At 50.8% G+C, this 19,174-nt stretch carries 21 protein-coding genes and 1 pseudogene; 14 read left to right on the top strand and 8 right to left on the bottom strand.

The annotated features are described in order from the left end of the window. Together WKJ04_RS09920 and WKJ04_RS09915 are read left to right on the top strand one after the other, a co-directional pair. A partial coding sequence (locus WKJ04_RS09920; protein ID WP_337880278.1) for a hypothetical protein occupies nt 1-269 on the top strand: 269 nt, incomplete at its 5' end. A gap of 111 nt (nt 270-380) precedes the next feature. Further along, nucleotides 381-461, top strand: a pseudogene (locus tag WKJ04_RS09915) (IS200/IS605 family transposase); the annotation flags it as partial. A gap of 251 nt (nt 462-712) precedes the next feature. Here WKJ04_RS09915 and WKJ04_RS09910 read toward each other — a convergent pair. Beyond that, entirely contained in the window at nt 713-2,191 is a 1,479-nt protein-coding gene (locus tag WKJ04_RS09910; RefSeq protein WP_337880277.1) for a SulP family inorganic anion transporter, read from the bottom strand. Between the two features lie 427 nt (nt 2,192-2,618). Here WKJ04_RS09910 and WKJ04_RS09905 point away from each other — a divergent pair, with 427 nt between their 5' ends. The 10 genes from WKJ04_RS09905 to arsJ all read left to right on the top strand — a co-directional run bounded on the left by WKJ04_RS09905 (nt 2,619) and on the right by arsJ (nt 11,840). Continuing rightward, nucleotides 2,619-4,658, top strand: a complete 2,040-nt coding sequence (locus WKJ04_RS09905) for a TonB-dependent receptor (protein ID WP_337880276.1) — start codon at nt 2,619-2,621, stop codon at nt 4,656-4,658. A gap of 18 nt (nt 4,659-4,676) precedes the next feature. Beyond that, on the top strand, nt 4,677-5,309 hold the full coding sequence (locus WKJ04_RS09900; RefSeq protein ID WP_337880275.1) for a PepSY domain-containing protein: 633 nt from the start codon (nt 4,677-4,679) through the stop codon (nt 5,307-5,309). Continuing rightward, complete coding sequence (locus tag WKJ04_RS09895) at nt 5,228-6,328, top strand: 2Fe-2S iron-sulfur cluster-binding protein (RefSeq protein ID WP_337880281.1); 1,101 nt, start codon at nt 5,228-5,230, stop codon at nt 6,326-6,328. Before WKJ04_RS09900 ends, WKJ04_RS09895 begins: the two co-directional genes overlap by 82 nt. A gap of 292 nt (nt 6,329-6,620) precedes the next feature. Beyond that, nucleotides 6,621-7,046, top strand: a complete 426-nt coding sequence (locus WKJ04_RS09890) for an arsenate reductase ArsC (RefSeq protein WP_337880274.1) — start codon at nt 6,621-6,623, stop codon at nt 7,044-7,046. Nucleotides 7,047-7,062: 16 nt separating this feature from the next. After that, nucleotides 7,063-7,416: a metalloregulator ArsR/SmtB family transcription factor gene (locus WKJ04_RS09885; protein WP_337880273.1), complete on the top strand. Its 354-nt coding sequence runs from the start codon at nt 7,063-7,065 to the stop codon at nt 7,414-7,416. A 51-nt stretch (nt 7,417-7,467) separates the two neighbouring features. Next, the gene (locus tag WKJ04_RS09880; RefSeq protein ID WP_337880272.1) at nt 7,468-7,950 is read left to right on the top strand and encodes an arsenate reductase ArsC; all 483 of its coding nucleotides are present in this window, start codon (nt 7,468-7,470) and stop codon (nt 7,948-7,950) included. 2 nt (nt 7,951-7,952) lie between these two features. After that, a complete protein-coding gene (gene arsB / locus WKJ04_RS09875) occupies nt 7,953-8,981 on the top strand; it encodes an ACR3 family arsenite efflux transporter (RefSeq protein WP_337880271.1) in 1,029 nt (342 codons plus the stop codon). 18 nt (nt 8,982-8,999) lie between these two features. After that, nucleotides 9,000-9,500 carry a tyrosine-protein phosphatase gene (locus WKJ04_RS09870; protein WP_337880270.1) on the top strand — a complete coding sequence of 167 codons (501 nt, stop codon included), beginning with the start codon at nt 9,000-9,002 and terminating at the stop codon, nt 9,498-9,500. Nucleotides 9,501-9,526: 26 nt separating this feature from the next. Further along, nucleotides 9,527-10,537, top strand: a complete 1,011-nt coding sequence (locus WKJ04_RS09865) for an ArsJ-associated glyceraldehyde-3-phosphate dehydrogenase (protein ID WP_337880269.1) — start codon at nt 9,527-9,529, stop codon at nt 10,535-10,537. A gap of 91 nt (nt 10,538-10,628) precedes the next feature. Then, entirely contained in the window at nt 10,629-11,840 is a 1,212-nt protein-coding gene (arsJ, locus tag WKJ04_RS09860) for an organoarsenical effux MFS transporter ArsJ (protein ID WP_337880268.1), read from the top strand. 218 nt (nt 11,841-12,058) lie between these two features. On the opposite strand, the gene WKJ04_RS09855 is transcribed toward arsJ, so the two are convergent. Next, nucleotides 12,059-12,646: an ABATE domain-containing protein gene (locus WKJ04_RS09855; protein ID WP_337880267.1), complete on the bottom strand. Its 588-nt coding sequence runs from the start codon at nt 12,644-12,646 to the stop codon at nt 12,059-12,061. A gap of 125 nt (nt 12,647-12,771) precedes the next feature. Between WKJ04_RS09855 and WKJ04_RS09850 the strand changes: the two genes are divergently transcribed. Then, the gene (locus WKJ04_RS09850) at nt 12,772-13,716 is read left to right on the top strand and encodes an alpha/beta hydrolase (RefSeq protein ID WP_337880266.1); all 945 of its coding nucleotides are present in this window, start codon (nt 12,772-12,774) and stop codon (nt 13,714-13,716) included. Nucleotides 13,717-13,764: 48 nt separating this feature from the next. Here the strand turns inward: WKJ04_RS09850 and WKJ04_RS09845 are convergent, their stop codons facing one another. The 6 genes from WKJ04_RS09845 to WKJ04_RS09820 all read right to left on the bottom strand — a co-directional run bounded on the left by WKJ04_RS09845 (nt 13,765) and on the right by WKJ04_RS09820 (nt 18,514). Next, nucleotides 13,765-13,860, bottom strand: a complete 96-nt coding sequence (locus tag WKJ04_RS09845) for an acyloxyacyl hydrolase (protein WP_337880265.1) — start codon at nt 13,858-13,860, stop codon at nt 13,765-13,767. A 127-nt stretch (nt 13,861-13,987) separates the two neighbouring features. Further along, complete coding sequence (locus tag WKJ04_RS09840) at nt 13,988-14,464, bottom strand: hypothetical protein (protein ID WP_337880264.1); 477 nt, start codon at nt 14,462-14,464, stop codon at nt 13,988-13,990. A gap of 79 nt (nt 14,465-14,543) precedes the next feature. Next, nucleotides 14,544-15,257: a hypothetical protein gene (locus WKJ04_RS09835; RefSeq protein ID WP_337880263.1), complete on the bottom strand. Its 714-nt coding sequence runs from the start codon at nt 15,255-15,257 to the stop codon at nt 14,544-14,546. A gap of 33 nt (nt 15,258-15,290) precedes the next feature. Continuing rightward, nucleotides 15,291-16,088 (bottom strand): SDR family NAD(P)-dependent oxidoreductase, encoded by a 798-nt coding sequence (locus tag WKJ04_RS09830; protein WP_337880262.1) that lies wholly within the window; start codon nt 16,086-16,088, stop codon nt 15,291-15,293. Next, complete coding sequence (locus WKJ04_RS09825; RefSeq protein WP_337880261.1) at nt 16,085-17,554, bottom strand: catalase; 1,470 nt, start codon at nt 17,552-17,554, stop codon at nt 16,085-16,087. Before WKJ04_RS09825 ends, WKJ04_RS09830 begins: the two co-directional genes overlap by 4 nt. Nucleotides 17,555-17,692: 138 nt before the next feature. After that, complete coding sequence (locus tag WKJ04_RS09820) at nt 17,693-18,514, bottom strand: alpha/beta hydrolase (protein ID WP_337880260.1); 822 nt, start codon at nt 18,512-18,514, stop codon at nt 17,693-17,695. 307 nt (nt 18,515-18,821) lie between these two features. Between WKJ04_RS09820 and WKJ04_RS09815 the strand changes: the two genes are divergently transcribed. Beyond that, the gene (locus WKJ04_RS09815; protein ID WP_337880259.1) at nt 18,822-18,968 is read left to right on the top strand and encodes a hypothetical protein; all 147 of its coding nucleotides are present in this window, start codon (nt 18,822-18,824) and stop codon (nt 18,966-18,968) included. Nucleotides 18,969-19,174 lie beyond the last annotated feature (206 nt).

Here is a 19,174-nt window from a genome sequence, read left to right as displayed (position 1 = left end):
CCTTCGAGGGGCCTACTGCAAAGCCACCTTCTTCAGAAGGTGGATTCTTTACTTGTTGTATCCACAGATTTGAACCTCTTTCGACAAAAACGCTGGGAGCGTTTTTGGACAGCTTTAGCTGGCCTGCGAAGCAGGCGAACCCCATGGAAGGGGTGAGCAATCCTGATGGGTGCGCCAAACAATCAAACCGCCATTCGGCGGTTTTTTTGTTTTCAGCCCCTAAACCACCTGCTTCAGCAGGTGGTTATCATCGAAAAGGCTTTGCCTGAAAAAACTTACCCATGCCAGTTACCGCTTTGATTTTTCGCAGAGTCAAAGAAGTAAAAAACATGAGTAGATACCAGCAAGCATCGCATGTGTACTTGAGGTGTCAATAGCATATTGTGTGGACGCCGAAGTACAGATTTAGGATCTTGAAAGACAATGTAGGCAAAGAAGCGTGGCGAAGTATTCAGGTTTACAGCCTCAATTAGGATGTGAATTTGTGGAGCTTGACTCTTCGACAGAGTTTCGAATTTGAAGCTGAAAGCTAAACCTACAGCATAGAAGCTCAAAGCTTAGGAACAGCCTGTTACACATATTTCGACAAGTGATAAAGTTAGCCAGCACGTACTGTGCAAACTGTGATTTGTTCTCTGGTGTGCATCGGGGAGCTGTGCTTGATACCATCCTGCTGCGCTAGGCTGCAGGATGGTCAGGAGAAAAGATATCTTTAATGATGCAGCAGGCGATCAATCGCCTCCGGCTTATTGTGAATAGCAAATTTATCCACCAGCGTCGCGCTTGCTTCATTGAGGCCAATCACTTCCACCGTTTTACCCTGCCGGCGCAATTTCAGCACCACTTTATCCAGTGAACTGACAGCCGTGATATCCCAAAAATGCGCGTGGGTTAAATCAATCTGCACCTTGGGCAAGGTTTCATTAAAATCAAAGCTTTGCACAAAAGGCTCGGCCGAAGTGAAAAACACCTGGCCGGTGACGGTATACACACGGCATTGACCATCAGTGGAGACAGCGGTTTCAATCGCCAGTAACTGGCCGATTTTATTGGCAAAAAACAGCGCGCTCATTAATACGCCGACAAACACACCCAATGCCAGATTATGGCTGTATACCACCATGGCGACGGTGGCGAGCATGACAATACTGGAGCTTTTGGGATTGGTGCGCATGTCTTTGACCGACTGCCAGTTAAAGGTACTGATCGACACCATAATCATTACTGCGACCAAAGCTGCCATTGGAATATGACCCACCCAGTCACCGAGAAACACCGCAAAACAAAGCAGCAACACACCGGCCAGCAAAGTCGATAAGCGGGTGCGACCGCCGGATTTGACGTTGATCATCGACTGACCAATCATGGCGCAACCAGCCATACCGCCGAGCAAACCCGAGCCGATATTGGCAACGCCCTGGCCGACACATTCGCGATTTTTGTTGCTGTTGGTGTCGGTTAAATCATCAACGATGGTTGCTGTCATCAGCGATTCCAGTAAACCGACCAGAGCAAGTGCCAATGAATATGGGAAAATAATCTGCAAGGTTTCAAAGCTCAGTGGGACTTCTGGCCATAAGAATATCGGCAGGCTGTCCGGCAACTCGCCCATATCAGACACTGTGCGCACATCAATGCCAAAATACAGCGCGATAGCGGTCAACACCAAAATACAAACCAGTGGCGATGGCACTGCCTTAGTCACCAGCGGTAACAGATAAATAATGCCAAGGCCAGCAGCGGTCATTGCATAGACATGCCAGGTCACATGGGTTAGTTCCGGCAACTGGGCCAGAAAAATCAAAATCGCCAGGGCGTTGACAAAACCGGTGACCACGGATCGCGAGACAAACCGCATCAGCTCACCAAGTTTTAATACACCAAACAGAATTTGCAGCACACCACACAAAAGGGTAGCGGCCAGCAGATATTGCAGGCCATGTTCTTTCACCAAGGTGATCATCAGCAGCGCCATAGCGCCGGTGGCTGCAGAGATCATTGCCGGCCGGCCGCCGGCAAAAGCTGTGATCACGGCAATAGCAAAAGACGCATACAAGCCCACTTTGGGGTCAACGCCTGCAATAATCGAAAAGGCAATCGCCTCAGGAATAAGCGCCAAAGCAACAACGATGGCAGACAAAACATCAGCACGAACATTGGACAACCAATGCTGTCGGAGGGAATTCATCATAGAAAAATCCAATACAAGGGATCAGCAACACTGATCTATCAATACAACCAGTTGCAACGACTGCGACTCTGGCACAGGGGCCAATTTGTGTTAAAGCCTGACGCAACCCAATTAAGCATCTGAGCTCGAACAAAAATGAATGAGTTATGCAATCAATTACATCGGCGTGAACTACCCTGTCATGGAGAATGGCCATCAAGTCTAACAGAAATTGAACCGATATTCAGCCCACATGATTTCAGCAGTTGCTGTCAGCTGACTTCGAGTAGCACGGAGTAGTTAATGCTATAAAAAACTGGCCAAAAATGACCCTACACCTGCCTGGGCCACCTCTGCTTGATATCAATAGAGTTTGAAATGACAATCATTCCCATTTGCTTGCTGGTGTGGCACAATGCGCTCCTTTTTCCGGTAGCTTAGGTGTGATATGGCCTGGTTAGTAGCCGCAGCTGCGGCAGTGTTTATAGATGCAAAAGGTTTAGAGCATTTAGAAGTGACTCAGCAAAAAGCTGAGTATCAATTGACGAGTCAAGTCGATGTGCGTTTGCTAACACGCGACCACCTGAGCCGTTTTGGTGATCAATCACTGGCTGAGGCGCTTGCCCGTATTCCTGGCTTGCTGTTAAGTGGCCCTCCAGGCAAAGGTAAGGATCTGCGCTTAAAGGGCCTCGATAAAGGCTATTCACAGATTTTGATCAACGGCAAACCTGCACCTGGCAATGGTGAAAAACGTGAGTTTGATTTAAGCAGTATTCCACTGGCCTGGGTTGAACGGGTAGAGATCCTGCAAGCTGCGGATGCAACGGTATCTGGTGCCGGCGTCGGCGGTACTTTAAATATCGTATTAAAAGATTATCGTGCCAGCGATGAAATTCAGGTCGTAACCCGCCGTCTGCAAAACAACAACTGGCAGCCTGCAGTTTCATATTCCCATGCTTTTATGCAGGATAACCTGCGCGGCCGTTTGGGTATTGATTACAGCGAGACCGACGCCGACAAGTTTAAAGATAAAACCTCCACCAATGCGGCAGGCGTAGTTACCTCCAGTCAGGAGAACGAGCAACGCGCGGATCAACGTGGTGCATTAACCGCTGATTTGAATTACCAGCTGAGTGAAAAAACCGAGTTGGCCAGCCAGGCCCGCATGATTAAAAAACAAGAAGATAAACAAAAATCTACCCCAACCTATAGCAACGACGCTTTGGTCAAAACGGTGGTAGAAACGGAAGACAAAGACAACCGTTTTCTGTGGCTTGACAATAGTTGGAGTCATCAATTGACAAGCTCGCGACTGACCGGTGAGTTTGTTTATCGCGATCAGCAGGAAGATAAAGACAAGCTCAACATCGAAACCGACGCCAAAGGCAAAACCAAACAAAGTTCTGAAACGGAAGAGAAGCGTGAGCAGTTACGTTCGCTAAGCTTTCGATGGGCTGATGACCGGTGGATTGTCGGTGCCGAACAGTTCTGGCGAGATCGTTACCGCCTGAAGTTCAAAAATGGCGTGTTAAGTGGCAATAAAGACACTTATGATTTCACCGAAAACCAAAGCGCGTTATTCAGCCGATACAACTTTAAAGCTGCCGGCAAGTGGAGCCTGGGCTTGCGCGCTGAGCGGATGGCGCGCGAAGCGGAGCTTAATGGTCAATTTTACAGTACCGATGACACGCTGGATTGGCTGCCGAATATCAAATATCAGACCGATTTAGGCGCCGGCTTTAAGTATCGATTCTCGGGTAGCCGATCGGTACGCTGGCCAAAATTTGACGATATGGTGCCTTTCACTGAACGCAAAAGCGGCACCCTGACCGATCCGGATAAAATGGGTAACCCAGATTTACAACCTGAAAAAGGCTGGGGGGTCGACACCTCTCTGGTTTGGCAGCAGGAGCTACAAGAAATTGAGTTTTATCTGAACCGGCGTTGGGTGAATGACCTGATTATCAACAGCACAGAGTTGGACAATCAATCAGGCCGTTATGTGCAAGCCCCTCGTAATATCGACAGCGGGATCGCCAGTGGCTGGGGGCTGCGTTTTAGCTATGAATTGCTGACAGATTTAGTGTTAGGCGGCAGTGCAGACTGGCAGAAAGTAGAGGCTGATGCTGTCGCCACTGAATTTAATCAGGTGCCGCAGATGTTCGCCAAACTGACGGTCGATTATCGGCTGACGGACCAGTGGCAGGCTGGCGCAGCACTGGGTTATCAGGATGAAATGCAAAAACGCGAGTTAACGGCCACGCAATCCAGTCTGGAAACCGAAGCGCAAATGATAACGGCGGATATCTACAGCAATTACACCTTTGCACACGGCGGTAAGCTCAGCGTCTCAGTGATTGGTTTAAACAATCCGAAAAAACGCAAAAGCAAAACTACCTGGACCAGTAAGGGCGCGCTGCAACAACAAGATGATGAAGCCGAATACAGTGCACGTGAGTTAGTCGTCGGCTATAGCTACCAATTTTAAGCAAGAGAGTAAAAGAATATGTGGCGTAAATTACACACTTGGGGTGGCGTCATCCTGACGTTACCAATGATCATTATTGGTATCAGCACCATTTTTATTGCTCATGCCGACTTGTTCGGCACGAAAGATATCAAGTTTGGGGCAATACATCCCGAGCAAGAGTCTAAACGACTGGTGGTGCAGGCTAATCAGGTGATTGTTGGTGGCAAACAGGGACTGGTACAGCTGGATGCTAACTGGCAACTGAACAGCCATCAGCTGTCCGGCTTTGATGTGAAAAACTTACGTCTGCTAGACGACACTTTGTATGCTACTGGCAAAAAAGGTGTGTTTCGCCAGCAAGCCGACCAGCAATGGCAACAAGTTTATCAGGCCGACAGCGAAGACGTTGCACTGTTGAACAATCAGCTGCTGGTGCTGGATAAAAAACAGGGGCTGATGCTGCAGCAAGCCGACCAAAGCTGGCTGTTAGTCAAAGCCTACGGCAAAGACGAAGGCCCGTACGATCTGAAAAAACTAATGATGGACCTGCATACCGGTGAGGCGCTGTTTGGCGAATACGATTGGTTATGGATGGATATCTTGGGTCTCTACATCCTGATTTTCAGTGTCAGCGGAATTTGGCTGTGGTCGCGACGCTCGTCCTCTTAATTTTAGGTGTGGCACCAGCCTTTTGGTGCCTGTACCGAATTGGCCGCATGCTCTGCTATTTAAAACGCCAGCAGCAAGACCAGCGCCGGTTGCGCCTAATTGTCTGCCGCGTGCGCCGACAAGGACAAAGCGTGTTGCTGACATTGCGTACGGCAGATAGCAGTAAGCTGCCAAAAGCCTTGCCTGGCCAACATTTACTGCTGTTCTGTCGCGATAAAGACGGTAAACCGGTGAGCCGGGCTTATTCGTTATGCCACGACACCAAACAACGTCACTACTACCGACTGGCGATTAAAGCGGAACCGCACGGGCGACTCAGCGCGCCGTTGGTCGCAGGAGTCGCGGTGGGTGATAGCATAGTTAGCAGTTGGCCGCGCGGCCATTTTTTGTTAAAAACAAATCGCTCCCCGCTGGTGCTGATTGCTGCCGGCGTTGGGATCACCCCGATGCTGGCGATGGCTTATCGTGCCATTCGACAGCAGCGCCCCGTGACGTTGTGGTATCAGGCCAGAACGCTAAACGACCTCTATTTTCACCGGCTACTGCGTCGGTTACCTGGCCTTGATTACCGCCCTATTCTGTCTCAACCTGCGGTAGATTGGCTTGGCGCCAGGGGCCGCATCACAGCTGACAATATTCTGGCTCACACCCAAACTGACAGTGATTTTTATTGCTGTGCCTCAGCATCAATGACCGATCAGCTGACACAGGCCCTGCGGCAACAAGGCAAGCAGCTGCACTATGAGCTATTTAGTGCACCGGCCAGCGCTGAAAGTTTCACTATAACGATGGGAACTATCAGCGCTGATTCAGCCGGCTACGCCAGCGTGCTGGATGCGCTGAATCAAGTCGGCGCTCAAATTCCTTTTGATTGTCGCGGCGGCAGCTGTGGGCTTTGTAAAAAGCGTCTAATCAGTGGCGAAGTCAAACAAGTGCTGGAAGCGGCAACGGCGCTCAAAAGTGACGAAGTGCTGACTTGTTGCATTCAGGCTAAATCAGCCTTGGAACTTGCTATCTAAAAAAACGCGAAGATACCAGATAAAAATTCAATCGCCGTAATGCCCATTACAACGATGACGTAAAACTGCACCACTAATGTAATGTCGGTCAGATAAACAGCTTTTATCCCAAAAATTGCTTATCTATTTAATAGTTGGTTCAGATGCAGTGGAAAAAGCAAAGCCCAGGCCGACACACCCCAAACTCCATTTAATTGCACTTTTTCGCCAGACTTTTCGGTTTTATTCACTGGGTACCATGTTGACATGTGGAAAATCATATATATTATTAAACATATATATGGAGACTCATATGTTAAAGAAGCCAACCTTAGTCTTTATCTGCACCGAGAACTCGGCCCGCTCGCTGATGGCAGAAGCGATTGCCAAAAGTCAGTATGCTGACCGATTCGACGTTTATAGTGCTGGCAATCAGCCAACGTATCCCGACATTCGGGCGCTAGACGCCATTCAACGACACGGTCTTTCTAATGAGGGGCTTACTTCAAAGTCACTGGGAGAGCTCGCGGGTATTGAATTCGACTATGTCATTGTGCTTTGCAGCAAGGCCCGACAAGAGTGCCAAAACCAATTAAAAGCCAAAAATGTGCTGGCTTGGGATTTCCCTGATCCAAAAGAGAATGGTAAAGCCAAAGCGTATGACATCACGCTCAATGAACTGAGTGAACGACTGAAAATGTTTGTCCTGCTCTATGATAAATCTCAGCGCATCCAGTAATCGCGAGGATCAAACTATGCTACCCGTTGAATTTTTTAAGTTATTAGCCGACGAAACCCGCTTGTCCTCACTGCTGTTAATTGTGCAGGAAGGCGAGCTTTGCGTCTGTGAGCTGACCGCTGCCCTGAATGAGTCGCAGCCGAAAATTTCCCGTCACCTGGCGATGCTGCGAAGCGCCAAGGTGCTGTTAGACCGTCGCCAGGGGCAATGGGTGTTTTACCGGCTCAATCCTGAACTACCGGCTTGGGCCGCGGAAACGCTGGAACAAACCCGCGCCCAGAACACTGAATTGTTAACACCGCTGATGCAGAATTTGTGTGCCATGGGTGAACGGCCAGAGCGCGCCAAAGCCTGTTGTCAGGAACGTTAGTTGAACGCATAAGTAAGAAAACATTGGCCAATTGCCACGATGGAGCACCCCATGAACATCTTGTTTTTATGCAGCCATAACGCTTGTCGCAGCATTTTGGCCGAAGCGATTTTTCGCCATGTAGCCAAAGCGCTTGGGGTGAAGGCGCAAATTTATAGTGCAGGTTCAACGCCACGAGGCCAGGTGCATCCATTGACGCTGCACTACCTGACGGATTGGCAGATCAATACCGTAGGGCTTACCAGTAAAAGCTGGGATGATTTGGCGGCTGTGACGCCGGACCTGGTGATCACTGTGTGCGATCAGGCAGCCGGCGAATCTTGTCCGGTGTGGTTTGGTAAAGCGGTGAAAGCGCACTGGTCACTGCCAGATCCGACCCGCGCAGGATTAAGCGAGGTCGAACAACAACGGGAGTTTGCGGCGTTACTTCAAGCCTTACAGCAGCGTGCAGAAGCACTGTTTCAGATGACATCCAATGCAGATAGTGCAGCGTTAGCCGCGATCGAAAAGCGGTTTCCAGTCACCAAGGAGTGAGCGTGGGTATTTTTGAACGGTATTTATCGGTGTGGGTGGCTTTGGCGATGGCTGTCGGGATATTAGGTGGACTCTGGCAACCCACATTATTTCAGGCCGTAGCAGCTTTTGAATATGCGCAGGTTAATGGCGTTATTGCGCTACTGATTTGGCTAATGATTTACCCGATGATGGTGCAGGTGGATTTTTCAGCTATTCGCGATGTGGGCAAAAAACCAACCGGACTCGTACTGACGTTGGTGATCAACTGGCTGGTCAAGCCTTTTACCATGGCGCTGCTGGGTTGGTTGTTTTTCCGCCTGTTATTTGCTGATTGGGTCGACCCGCAAACCGCCACTGAATATATCGCTGGCATGATTTTATTAGGCGTTGCGCCTTGCACCGCTATGGTGTTTGTCTGGAGCCAACTGACCAAAGGCGATGCCAACTACACACTGGTACAGGTCAGTGTAAATGACCTGATTATGATTGTTGCTTTTGCGCCGATCAGCGCCTGGCTGCTTGGCGTATCTGATATCACAGTGCCCTGGTCAACCTTGCTGTTATCTGTCGCGCTGTACGTGGTATTGCCGCTACTGGCCGGTGTTGCCACCCGACGTTATTTGGCCAGACATGCAGTGTCAGGTGAGGATGCGATCCGTACCTTTGCCAGCCGCATCAAGCCATGGTCGATCTTTGGTTTACTTGCCACAGTGCTGCTGCTGTTTGGTTTTCAGGCGCAGACCATCATCAGCCAGCCACTGGCCATTGTGCTGATTGCTATTCCACTGCTCATTCAAACCTATGGCATTTTTGCGTTGAGCTACTTTGCTGGCTGCCAACTCAAGCTGCCCCACAATGTTGCTGCACCGGCGGGCATGATTGGTGCCAGTAACTTTTTTGAATTGGCGGTCGCCGTGGCAATTTCGCTGTTTGGCCTGAATTCAGGTGCCGCGCTGGCCACAGTAGTTGGCGTGTTAGTCGAGGTGCCGGTGATGTTGTCGCTGGTCGCTTTTGCCAACCGTACCCGCCATTGGTTTCCATCCAACTGATTTTATAAAGGAATGCTGATGTCTCATCCATACGATGTATTACCGCTTGACGCTCAATCTGCTGCAGGCCTGATTTTTACGCCTTGCCCGGGTACCAAAGGCACATCCATCGCTGAGGCGCTTGCCACCCTGCAGCAAGCAGGCGCTGCGGCGGTGATTTCATTAAATCCGATGTCAGAACTAGAAAGTTTGCAGGTCGCCGATTTAGGGGCACAGGTTAATGCCCATGGGCTGCAGTGGTTTCATTGTCCGATTGAAGATGACCATGCACCGCTTGAAGATTTCGCCTCAGCCTGGCAACAAGCAGGCCCGCTGGTGCATCAACTGCTGAACGAAGGCAAAACGGTTGCCATCCACTGCAAAGGCGGCTCTGGCCGGACAGGTTTAATAGCCGCGCAAATTTTGCTGGAACGAGGCTATAGCAAAGACAAGGTGAAAAGCAGGGTGCAGGCGCTGCGACCTTATGCGCTCACACTGCCGCCGCATGTCGAATATTTTAATCAACTGGCTGCCCGTTGAGCGCAGCCATTTTTGAGGACACAGGCATGACAATTAAAGTAGGGATTAACGGCTTTGGTCGCATTGGCAGGCTGGCGCTGCGCGCCGCCTTTGACTGGCCGGAATTTGAATTTGTCCGTATAAACGACCCAGCCGGCGATGCCGCCACTTTTGCCCATCTGCTGAACTTTGATTCAGTACACGGCCGCTGGCAGCATGAAGCTACCCATACCAATGACAACATCGTTATCAACGGTAAACAGATAGCCGTCAGTCATCACAAAGCCATTGCCGAGACCGACTGGTCAGGCTGTGACATCGTGATTGAATGCTCTGGCAAAATGAAAAGCAAAGCCGTGCTGGAGGCGTATTTAGCGCAGGGTGTGAAGCGTGTAGTAGTCAGTGCCCCGGTGAAAGAAGCTGGAGTACTCAACGTGGTCATGGGTGTGAATCATCAGCTTTATGATAAAGACCTGCATCGCATAGTGACCGCAGCAAGTTGTACCACCAACTGCTTAGCACCTGTGGTTAAAGTGATCCACCAAAGCCTGGGCATTAAACACGGCTCTATGACCACCATCCACGATTTAACCAATACCCAGTCGATTCTGGACACGCCACATAAAGACTTACGCCGCGCCCGTGCCTGTGGCGCCAGTTTAATTCCAACTACTACCGGCTCAGCCACCGCTATTACCGAGATTTTCCCCGAGCTTAAAGGCCGCTTAAACGGCCATGCGGTGCGGGTGCCACTGGCCAATGCCTCGTTAACCGATTGCGTATTTGAAGTGGAACGCGCCACCAGCGCCGCTGAAGTAAATCAGCTGCTCAAAGCCGCCGCCGACGGCGCGCTGCAAGGTATTTTGGGTTATGAAGAGCGGCCGCTGGTCTCCGTTGATTACAAAACCGACCCGCGCTCCAGCGTCATCGATGCGTTATCGACCATGGTGGTGAATGGCACGCAAGTGAAAATCTATGCCTGGTATGACAATGAATGGGGTTATGCCAACCGGACGGTAGAACTGGCCCGCTTAGTCGGTGTGGCCGACCTGAGTTAAACGCCAGTAGCGGTCGTAGTGTTCGATCAATGATGAACTATCAGTTCTCACTGCGACCGTTTCATCAAACAAAAATATGGATTTGAGACCGATGTCAGAGACGTTCAACAACAGTGGCCTTCGCCAATACCTGGTCGTTACCGGTAACTACTGGGCTTTTACCCTGACCGATGGCGCACTGCGTATGCTGGTTGTCCTGCATTTTTACAAGCTCGGTTACAGTCCGCTGGCTATTGCATCATTGTTTTTGTTTTATGAGCTGTTTGGCGTTGTCACTAATTTAGTGGGCGGTTGGCTCGGTGCGAGGATTGGCCTGAATAAAACCATGAATATAGGTTTGTTGCTACAGGTTGTTGCACTCTCGATGCTGCTGGTGCCAGCCTCTATGTTGACTGTTGTTTGGGTCATGGCTACGCAGGCTATGTCGGGCATCGCCAAAGATCTCAATAAAATGAGCGCGAAAAGTTCGCTGAAACTGCTACTGCCTGACGAGGCACAAGGTGCTTTGTACAAGTGGATCGCTATCCTGACCGGCTCGAAAAATGCCCTGAAAGGTGTTGGTTTCTTTTTAGGTGGTTTGCTATTGGCCCAACTTGGGTTTCAAGGCGCAGTGGCGAGTATGGCCGCAGTCCTTGCGGCTATTTGGTTGCTGAGTTTATTTCTGCTGAAAAAGGATCTGGGTAAAAGTAAATTCAAACCCAAATTCAAAGATTTGTTTTCCAAAAGTTCAGCCATTAACAAGCTCTCTGCGGCCAGATTGTTTTTATTTGGAGCCCGCGATGTCTGGTTTGTCATAGCCCTGCCGCTGTATCTGGCTACACAATTCCAGTGGAGCCAAACCTCAATTGGTAGCTTTTTAGCGTTGTGGGTCATTGGCTATGGCATGGTGCAGGCACTGGCTCCGGCAATCACCGGTAAGAAAGCCGGTAAAGTTCCCGGCGCATCTGCCGTTGTTGGATGGGCAATCGCACTCTGTGCGATCCCACTGCTGATAAGTACAGGTATGCAATACAGCTCTGCACCTCTGTGGGTATTGATCGGTGGCCTGATGGTGTTCGGCGCTGTGTTTGCAGTCAACTCTTCCCTGCACAGCTATCTGATTGTCAGCCTCGCCGGACGTGACGGAGTCTCTCTGGATGTCGGTTTTTATTACATGGCCAATGCTATGGGCAGGCTTATCGGCACTGTGCTTTCAGGCTGGGTTTATCAGGCATATGGCCTTGAGGTATGTTTGTGGATATCAAGTGTATTTTTAATGCTAACGCTATTTATCAGCATCACATTGAAGAATGAAGACGCTTGATAATGGGTCTCGCTCTATCGCTGACGATGTCATTTGCTTACACATTTATGCCTCAAAAAATATGAGCATAATGATTGGAATGATTCCAGCGTTGTCCGCTTTCACCTAACAGCGGACTTTAATGCCAGTAAAGTGAATAGATTCCACTCAATTTCTGCTAAATAAAATTATTGATCCTGAGACCTCCTGCGCTTGGCTGCCGCTCATCACGCGGGCCCTTAACCTCCACTCCTTGTCCTGAATTGCGCGGCTTTATGGCGGTTGCCGCATAAGGCCATGCTGCACCAACGGCGTTTGTGGGCTTTGGTACGATCGTAAAACCACAAAATGCAGTCCGGGTGTTCACATTGTTTGACCAGGGCGGCGTTGCCTTCCACCAGCAACTGCGCCACCGCTTCCGCCACCGGGCCTAGCAAAGCGCCGCTGCTGTTGGCTGTGGATTGGCGGCTTAACCGGAGTGTTCCTTCGGCGTCTTGTTCTAAATACGGCACTGTGCTGTGGGCCTGTAAGTAGGGGTTTAGCAGACGGTAATCGACCGGCTGGCCCGCTCTGAACTGGCTGATCAACTGATGCGCCAACGCCCGCAACGCCTTGGCTTGTGACAGCAAATCAGCCGGTGTCGCAGTTGCTGTCTGGCTGATGCCGTAGCGCGCCAGCCATAGCAGCAGATCCTGGTCATTGGTCCAGAACTCCACCAACTGGCCGTCAGCGCGGGCTTCGGTATTGAGTAAGTCCATCGCCAGGTGATCCCCCAGCATAGGCGCTCCGCTCTGGGGTTGTTCAGTCGTACTTTGGGTATCAGGCATAAGTAACCTCTAAATATTAATTTGACAGGTTACTTTGGCTTGGCGATACTTGCAGCATGTAACCTATTAAAATTGATTATATGGGTTACTTGGTGATGTGCCAACCTTAACTTCACGGAGCAACCATGACAACTCAACATTTACTGCTTGCCGCGGCAACCTTAGCGGCTTCAGTTACGGCCACAGCGGCAACAGCCACCACTCAGGTGCATTATCAGCAGCTGGACGTGCAGGGAGTGACGGTGTTTTACCGCGAGGCGGGTTCAGCACAGGCACCAACAGTGCTGTTGCTGCATGGCTTTGGGGCCTCGTCTTATATGTTCAGAGACTTGATGCCGAAACTGGCGGAAAAGTACCATGTGATAGCGCCGGACTTACCTGGTTTCGGCCAGACCACCGTCAGTCCTGCGGTAAAATTCAGCTACAACTTCGACAATCTGGCTGCTGTGATGGATGCCTTTACACAAGCCAAAGGGCTGCAGCGCTACGCCCTTTATGTGTTTGACTACGGCGCTCCGGTCGGTTGGCGGCTGGCGGTCAAACATCCGGATAAAATCACCGCTATTGTCAGTCAGAATGGCAACGCCTACGAAGAAGGTTTAAGTGCAGGTTGGGCGGATATGCGTAAAGCCTGGGCCAACCCGACGGCAGAAAACCGTGAGGCTTTGCGTAAGTTTAATACGGCGCAGATGCTGAAATGGCAATACACCGAAGGGGTGCAAGACCAGTCCGTGATTGCGCCAGAGACTTATCAATTGGCTTATGCCGCCATTGAACGCCATGGTGTGGAACCCCAGCTGGATTTGCTGATGGACTATGGCAGCAATGTGAAGCAATACAGCCAGTTGCACCAGTACTTTCGTAGTAAGCAGCCACCCTTGCTGGCAATTTGGGGAAAACAGGACCCGTTTTTTATTCCGGCCGGCGCTCAGGCATTCCGGCGCGACAATCCAAAGGCAGAAGTGCAGTTCGTCAACAGCGGCCACTTTGCCATTGAAACCCATGGCAATGAAATAGCGGCAGCTATGCTGGAGTTTCTGGGGCGCAATCTGCAAGCTTCTGCTTTGTAATAAGATTGGGGCGGCTTTGCCGCCCCAACTCCGATGCGCCGTAGGCAGTTAAAAAGCATGACTGCAAGACAAGCTTAAAAAGTCTACGCCGGGGTTTGGAGAGTTCAGGCCAGCATTGGAATAATGCATATAGTGAACAGCCAAGGTGGTAGTTTCACTGAGCAGCGGCTGCAGTCTGCATCCGCAAAGTTGCGCAACCCAGGTACAGCTTCAGGCTGAGTTTGTGCCGGTAGTGAGTCATCTCAGCCCTCAGATCGCCATCAGCGTTTATTCAAATAGCTGGGGGCAGGGCCGGTTTAGCGATGGTGATGATTGCGGTTGCTGAAAAAAAGAGAAATACACCGGCCTGGGTGAAGACAAAGAGTAGCTCTTGTTGAGTCGGTGCCAAGCCGTGCAAAAAATCAATGTGTATAAATGCCTGAACCACAGCCACAAAGACATTGAGATAAAAAGAGGCCAGCGCACTAATAATGTAAATGATGCGCCAGCCGCCCTGTAACTGCTCCACATAAAGACTATTGATAGCAAAGATCAGCAAAATGACGGACAGCAGGCCTACCAGGTGTGAGGGGCGCAGTTCATCGGCCGGTAATAAAAAGCCGGACAGGCTTGCGGTAAATGTTGCTGTTAAACAGATCAGCGTCGTGTAGCCCCGGAAAACACCTTTAAACCAGCCTGCAATAACCCAAAAACAGCAAACTATACCGAGCAAACTGAGAATGATGTGCGACTCAAGAATGATATCCATGATTTTCCCTCTGTTTTATGAAGTACATCATTGGTTTTTCGGCTTGATAAAGTCCGTCCTGCTGTTGGCGTTACTTTGCTTACTTTGGCTCTGATTTCACTTTACCTGGCAGGCTGAGATCGCCTGACGCCACTTTAAATACCTGGTCGACACACAACAGAGGGCTATGTAAATTGCCGTTGATTTTCAGGCCTGCGGTCACTCCGTCATAAGCGGCGTTTGAAATGCCGTTTAAAAACTCCAGTGGAATCACAACTTCCACCACATCTTGTTTCAATTCGGTAGGATATTCCGGGCTGTCAATCAGCAGCGGCACGCCGGGCCAGGTGGCGGGTAGTTTGGGGTTGCTGCCTTTGGCAATATCCACCACTTTCAGGCCACCGCCACAGGCGTCGTCTTTGGTTAGCACCACCCAGTGCGGATGCCAGACATCCCGGTTCTTTTTGCTGTAGGCGCCATCATCAAAATCCGGGTGAAAGGTCACAGCCAATGCGACAATGCCCTGTGCTGCGTCAAAGCCAACTTCGGCGCTGTCCAGGCTGGTGGGCCAGACATAGGCGTACACGTCAGAGCCTTCAAATTTGCCCGTTGCCTTTGGCTTCTCTGAACCAGCGTTCCCTCTGACCTGAGTGGTAAAGATGGCGGAGCCGTCCTGCACTCTGATCCGGGTCTGAATAATGTCGAAGGAAGCTTTCACCGCGGTGTCAGGTGCGGCTTTAATCGAGTCAGCCAGCGCCAGTTGCAGTGGCAGTAAACTACTCAGTACGGTTAGTCCTATTCGTGTGCTCATCATGGATTTTTCCTTATGTGGCGGCGGACCAGCTGGTTAGCCTGGCGTATTAAAGTAACGTGGTGCCGGATGCTGGAGGGACAGGTACGGCGCCAGCTGCTGTCTGGTGTGTTCGAAACTGCGCCAGAGCGCCAGGTCGACCAAAGACGGAATGGTCACCAACTCGCCCCGCTCAAAGCCAATCAACGCCGCTTCAACCAGTTCGCTGGCGTTCATCAGCATGTCGGGCGGGATTACCGAGATATCGATGCCCGCCCGCTCAAACAATTCGGTGCGGGTGAAGCCTGGTAATACCGCCTGAATTTGCACGCCATGCAATGCCAGCTCACCGGCCAGTGCCTGAGTCAGCACCAGAACAAAGCTTTTGCTTGCGCTGTAACTGCCGTTGAATTTCTCGGGCATCAGCGCCACTACAGACGCAATATTGATGATGGCTCCTAGAGACCGGCTCGAAAACACCTTGGCGGCCCGGATGGTAAGCCGGTGTAATACGTTGACATTCAGATTAACCATAGCGGCTAAGCTCTGCTCTTCTGATTCCAGCACCGGATCCTTCGGGCTAATTCCGGCACTATTAACCAACATGGTTAATGTGAGGTCCTGCTCCAGTAGCGCCAGCGTTTGCTCAAGCCCAGCCGCCTGAGTTAAATCAACCCCCAGACAGCTGACCTCTACGGAGTAGGTGTGACGCAAGCGCTGTGCAATTGCCTCCAGCCGGTTGTGGTCGCGAGCAACCAAGATAAGATTTAACCCTCTGGCGGCCAATTGGTCCGCATACACAGCGCCAATCCCAGAAGAGGCGCCTGTTATCATAGCTTTGCCAGCCCTGTTCATTGGTGCTCTCCTTGGTCAGCCTCTTGTGGCACACACAATCCCAATGCCATCGCGACGCCCCGGCCATAGGCAGGGTCTGCCTTACTGCAGTTTTCGATATGACGCATCTGAATAAAGCGTTCGGCGGCGCTGATATTGCGGGCGGTGTTTTCAAATAAAATCTGCCGTTGTGCGGCGTTCATCAGTCGGAATAAATTACCAGGCTGTTCGTAATGATCGTCCTCCAGCCGGTGGTCCCAATGGTCGGCATCCCCCTCTAAGGCTAAAGCGGGTTCGTTTAATTGAGGCTGGTCATGCCATTCGTGGTAGGAGTTCGGGTAATACGCCAGGGTGGCCCCTTTATTGCCGTCTGTACGCATCGCACCATCGCGGTGGTAGGAATGAAAGGGGCATTTAGGGGCATTCACCGGAATAGAGTTAAAGTTCACGCCTAACCTGTAACGCTGTGCATCCCCATAAGAAAACAGCCGGGCCTGCAGCATTTTATCCGGCGAGAACCCTATGCCTGGGACTACATTGGCCGGCGAAAATGCGGCTTGCTCAACGTCAGCAAACACGTTGTCCGGGTTACGGTTCAGCTCAAGCAGGCCGACTTCACGCAGTGGGTAGTCTTTGTGCGGCCAGACTTTGGTTAAATCAAAGGGATTGTGCGGATGCTGCCGGGCCTGAGTTTCAGTCATCACCTGAATACATAACTTCCACTGGGGAAAGTGGCCCTGAGCAATACTGTTAAATAAGTCGCGCTGATGGCTTTCTCTGTCTTCACCTATCAGGGTGGCAGCATCCGCATCCGACAGGCATTGCAGCTGTTGTTGGCAACGCAGGTGAAACTTCACCCAGAACCGTTCATCCTTGGCATTCAGTACGCTGAAGGTATGAGAGCCATAACCATGCATCATCCGGTAAGATTTCGGAATGCCGCGTTCGCTCATCAAAATGGTAATTTGATGCAAAGCTTCTGGTAATAAAGTCCAAAAGTCCCAGTTATTGTTGGCACTGCGCATGCCGGTATGGGGATCCCGTTTTACTGCGTGGTTCAAATCCGGAAAACGCAACGGGTCACGAAAGAAGAACACAGGCGTATTGTTGCCGACCAGGTCCCAGTTTCCCTCATCCGTGTAAAATTTCACGGCAAAGCCGCGAATATCACGTTCTGCATCTGCTGCACCACGTTCACCTGCAACAGTGGAGAAACGTACAAAGACATCGGTCTTTTTACCTATGGCACTAAACAGACTGGCTTTGCTGAATTGGCTGATATCTGCCGTGACGGTAAAAGTGCCATAAGCGCCGGAACCTTTGGCATGCATGCGTCTTTCCGGGATCAGCTCCCGGTCAAAATGCGCCAGTTTTTCCAGTAACCAGATATCCTGCAGCAACGCCGGGCCACGACGACCGGCCGTCAGGATATTGGTGTTGTCTGAGACTGGTGCCCCATGGGCATGGGTCAGTTTTGGTTTGGTCATAGTTGTCTCCACAATTCTGAATCAGGGAATGGGGACAGCTATTCGCAAGAAATAACCCCAAATTCATGCTATTTACAGGCAATCATCAGTGCTTCAGCGCCCGGTCTGTCGTTACTTCTGTCAAGCGATCGGCCAGACCTAAGCTTTAATAAAAGCGAGAACGTCCTGATTAAATCGGTCGGCTTCAATTTTTGCTAAACCGTGTGAGGACCCTTCATAAATCTTTAATGTGGAGTTCTTCACCAGCTTGGCGGATTCCAGTGCAGAGGCTTCAATAGGCACAATCTGGTCGTCATCGCCATGTACTATCAGTGTTGGTTTATCAATTTTTTTCAGATCTTCGCTGTAATCGACTTCCGAGAATTCTCGGATACAATCCAGTTGGCCTTTGAGGCCCCCCATCATGCCCTGAAACCAAAAGGCTTCACGGACGCCTTCAGAGACCTTGACTCCAGCACGGTTGTAGCCATAAAAAGGAATGGTGACGTCTTTAAAAAACTGAGAGCGGTTGTCCAGGGTGCCTTTGCGGATCCCGTCAAAAACCTCCAGTGGTAAGCCTTTGGGATTGCTGGCGGTTTTCAGCATTAAAGGCGGTACAGCCCCCACCAGCACCACTTTTGCCACACGGGACGTGCCATGGCGTCCAAGGTAATGAGCAACTTCGCCGCCGCCGGTTGAGTGGCCAATCATGATCAGGTTTTGCAGGTCTAACTTAGTGATCAGCTCCGCCAGATCATCCGCATATTGATCCATGTTATTGCCATGCCAGGTTTGCGAAGAGCGGCCATGGCTGCGGCGGTCATGAGCTATGACCCGGTAACCCTGACTGCCGAAGAAAATCATCTGGTTTTCCCAGTCATCGCTGGTTAATGGCCAGCCATGGCTAAACAGAATGGGTTGGCCTGAGCCCCAGTCTTTGTAAAACAGGTGGCTGCCATCTTTAAGGGTCATAGTGCTCATGGTCGGTGTTCCTGTGAATGGTTTCTCTGAGTGTGACGCTGCCATTGCAGTAGTGGGCAATGTGAACAATGCCATTGCGCCAAGACCTGCGCGCAGCACTTCGCGACGGGAGAGCGAGTCGGGTGATTCATTGCTGTTCATAGACATCTCCTGGTTGGGCCTGAAAGTCGAAATTCAGCCTAATCCCGAATTTTTTAAGAAACGAGTTAAGCAGTGTTAAACGGTGTTAAACGTGGATTGATTAAAAATTAACCAGGGTGCGATGGGTTTTTTTCAGGCCTGAGCTTATCAGGGCGCGGAATATCTGGTGGTGCAGCAACAGCTGCAACGGACAGAGGTGCCGCTGTTGCAGATTGAGCTGATTGAGGTGCTGACCCCAGGTGCAGCAATTCGGCACATTCAGCCAGGCGCCAGCGGCAGCTGTGCCATTTCACACACTCTGAACCAACTTTAGCGAGGCAATTTCTATAAAAAAAATTCTGCTGACTGCCGCTGCTGGCCTGACACACAACACAGAAACGCAGTCCACAGGCCACGTTTTTTCAAAAACAGATGGCGTACAGGCGCTGGGCCCTGGTTTGCCAGTCTGGTTGGCCTCTGTTAGTCTTTAAGGGACGAAACGGCGGAGCCGGCAATGATAAGGCAAGGTGCCTTCAGCAA

Source organism: Rheinheimera sp., assembly GCF_037442345.1.
Lineage (GTDB): Bacteria > Pseudomonadota > Gammaproteobacteria > Enterobacterales > Alteromonadaceae > Pararheinheimera.
This window is presented reverse-complemented; position numbering and strand designations above follow the sequence as displayed.

Excerpts from the sequence above, each read along its gene's own strand:
- WKJ04_RS09910 (WP_337880277.1), bottom strand. The coding sequence starts at position 2,191 with ATGATGAATTCCCTCCGACAGCATTGGTTGTCCAATGTTCGTGCTGAT.
- WKJ04_RS09905 (WP_337880276.1), top strand. The coding sequence starts at position 2,619 with ATGGCCTGGTTAGTAGCCGCAGCTGCGGCAGTGTTTATAGATGCAAAA.
- WKJ04_RS09900 (WP_337880275.1), top strand. The coding sequence starts at position 4,677 with ATGTGGCGTAAATTACACACTTGGGGTGGCGTCATCCTGACGTTACCA.
- WKJ04_RS09895 (WP_337880281.1), top strand. The coding sequence starts at position 5,228 with ATGGATGGATATCTTGGGTCTCTACATCCTGATTTTCAGTGTCAGCGG.
- WKJ04_RS09890 (WP_337880274.1), top strand. The coding sequence starts at position 6,621 with ATGTTAAAGAAGCCAACCTTAGTCTTTATCTGCACCGAGAACTCGGCC.
- WKJ04_RS09885 (WP_337880273.1), top strand. The coding sequence starts at position 7,063 with ATGCTACCCGTTGAATTTTTTAAGTTATTAGCCGACGAAACCCGCTTG.
- WKJ04_RS09880 (WP_337880272.1), top strand. The coding sequence starts at position 7,468 with ATGAACATCTTGTTTTTATGCAGCCATAACGCTTGTCGCAGCATTTTG.
- WKJ04_RS09870 (WP_337880270.1), top strand. The coding sequence starts at position 9,000 with ATGTCTCATCCATACGATGTATTACCGCTTGACGCTCAATCTGCTGCA.
- WKJ04_RS09865 (WP_337880269.1), top strand. The coding sequence starts at position 9,527 with ATGACAATTAAAGTAGGGATTAACGGCTTTGGTCGCATTGGCAGGCTG.
- arsJ (WP_337880268.1), top strand. The coding sequence starts at position 10,629 with ATGTCAGAGACGTTCAACAACAGTGGCCTTCGCCAATACCTGGTCGTT.
- WKJ04_RS09855 (WP_337880267.1), bottom strand. The coding sequence starts at position 12,646 with ATGCCTGATACCCAAAGTACGACTGAACAACCCCAGAGCGGAGCGCCT.
- WKJ04_RS09850 (WP_337880266.1), top strand. The coding sequence starts at position 12,772 with ATGACAACTCAACATTTACTGCTTGCCGCGGCAACCTTAGCGGCTTCA.
- WKJ04_RS09840 (WP_337880264.1), bottom strand. The coding sequence starts at position 14,464 with ATGGATATCATTCTTGAGTCGCACATCATTCTCAGTTTGCTCGGTATA.
- WKJ04_RS09835 (WP_337880263.1), bottom strand. The coding sequence starts at position 15,257 with ATGATGAGCACACGAATAGGACTAACCGTACTGAGTAGTTTACTGCCA.
- WKJ04_RS09830 (WP_337880262.1), bottom strand. The coding sequence starts at position 16,088 with ATGAACAGGGCTGGCAAAGCTATGATAACAGGCGCCTCTTCTGGGATT.
- WKJ04_RS09825 (WP_337880261.1), bottom strand. The coding sequence starts at position 17,554 with ATGACCAAACCAAAACTGACCCATGCCCATGGGGCACCAGTCTCAGAC.
- WKJ04_RS09820 (WP_337880260.1), bottom strand. The coding sequence starts at position 18,514 with ATGAGCACTATGACCCTTAAAGATGGCAGCCACCTGTTTTACAAAGAC.